Source organism: Endozoicomonas sp. SESOKO2 (assembly GCF_024606245.1).
In the GTDB taxonomy this organism is placed as follows: Bacteria; Pseudomonadota; Gammaproteobacteria; order Pseudomonadales; family Endozoicomonadaceae; genus Endozoicomonas_A.
Genome location: NZ_JAHHPQ010000147.1, coordinates 1 through 1,877, shown reverse-complemented (window position 1 = coordinate 1,877; position 1,877 = coordinate 1). Strand labels below are relative to the sequence as shown.

1 protein-coding gene is annotated in these 1,877 nt (G+C 45.4%); it reads right to left on the bottom strand.

The genetic code is table 11. The annotated features are described in order from the left end of the window. Nucleotides 1–1,385, bottom strand: a 1,385-nt coding sequence (locus KDK17_RS03640; RefSeq protein ID WP_257287367.1) for a cadherin-like domain-containing protein, incomplete at its 3' end; no start/stop codon positions are given. Nucleotides 1,386–1,877: the final 492 nt, after the last annotated feature.

Sequence of the window (1,877 nt, the reverse complement as noted above, 5' to 3'; positions counted from 1 at the left end):
TTAGCCAGGCTTTGCCATCGCCTTCTATGTATACCCTTAATTTTTCTGCTCCCGGCAGTGAGCCTGAGGTTGTTAACATTTAAGGTATCAGTCTGATCAGCATCATTGATACCTGCAAGCAAATCAATACTCTGTAGTGGCGAACTCTGATCAGTCCTCAATAAAATTGCATCTTGAACAACCGGGTCATCATTACTTCCTGCCAGAGTAATGCTGGCGGTTTGGATCGTAAAATCTCCTTGTATATCTGTTACACGATATTCGTAGGTAATGGTTTCCGTCTCTCCGACAGCAAGGTACTTATAAGCTTCAGGATCAATAGCCAACTCTGAGCCATCTTCAGCCACACTGATACCTGTCTCATTACCAGAAACCAGACGAAGGTTGTTAACAGAAAGCACTTCGTTCAGATCCTTATCACTGGCCGTTTGTAATAGGTTTAAACTAATGGCAGAGTCATTCTGGTTGGCATCAAGAACAATTGGGGCCTCCACTTCAGGTGCATCGTTAACGCCTTCTACCATGATATCAATGGATGCCTGACTCCTGTTCCCCTGAGAATTAATAACCTCAAAAGTAAAAGTAACCGTCTGGTTTTCGCCCTTGGCCAGATAGTCAAAGTCTGCTCCTGGCATAAATTCAAAAGAGCCGTCACTGTCAATATTTATTGAACCGGCTTCCGGTGCAGAAACCAATGAGTAGGTGAGTGTGCCGCCACTGGAATCTTTCGCAGTCAGCTGTCCCTGAAGGACCGGAGCATCCTCACTACCGACCATGGAAGATACCTGAGCTACGGGCTGATAGGAAATTACAACAGGTTCTGCCAACCCTGCCTCATTCTCGGACTCCTGTTGTTGAACAATGGTGTTGTTACCAGACCTGTCATTGGCATTCAGAATCTCAGATGACTCGGCCGATGGTTCCTGATCCATCTGGTCATCATTTTCAAGCGTGATAACAGGTATGTCCGAAGGTGCACGCCTGGATTCTGTTTGATCAGAGTCCCGCTCGCCTGAGGCCTCTTCTCCCGAAGCAGGGGTCTCTGATACCGCAGCTGAGTCAGCCCCTTCGGCAACGGTCTCTCGAGCCTCTTCATCAGCCTGCTCTTCTTCAGACAGTTCTTCATCGTTTTCAACACCCTGACCAGACACCACACTGTCGGTGAGTGTAAGTGACTGCTGCCCACTCAGCTCCAGAACCTGATTGTTTGCAGTTGTAATGACAACAGGTTCACCATTTTCCGATACCACCCGATCATTAAGAAAAACCTTGTCTCCTGGTTCGAGAATTATCTGGGTTCCATCCGGCTTTATGGCAATAACCCTACCTGATGCTGCTGTGATCTCACCAATGGCAGGTGCAGAATTTCCTGAGCTGGAATTCATATCTTTTACTCTCTCTGAATCCTGAGGGAGCAGCGGAAAATCGATTTAAGTGCTGTATGATCAATTCATACAAAGAATAAGGCGAGTTCCCTTCGCTCCTAATCCACGAATAACCAGTTTAAAAGCTTACTAGTTTCAGGATAGACAGATTGAAGCAGCTTTGTTGAAATACTAAGCCATCTAGCTTTTTAATATTTTTCAAAAGACTCTGTAGCAATGGTTGCACCTTCTGTAACCATGCTTTTTTCCGGCAACTTAGAGCTTCATCTGCTGCTGTTTCCAGCCTATGAGATCGCCGACGAGAATGAAGTTCATCTGAATAGTTTATAGGGCCTCTTTCCGGAATCGCTATTTCGGAGCTAGTGCGAAAACTTCATAAAGTATTGGGTTTCTGGCCCTTGATGGATGGCGATTATATAAGAGTATGACAGTACAAGATAAACGGTAAATTAACCCCACATTCCAAAGAAAGCCATATCCCTTAATACTTCA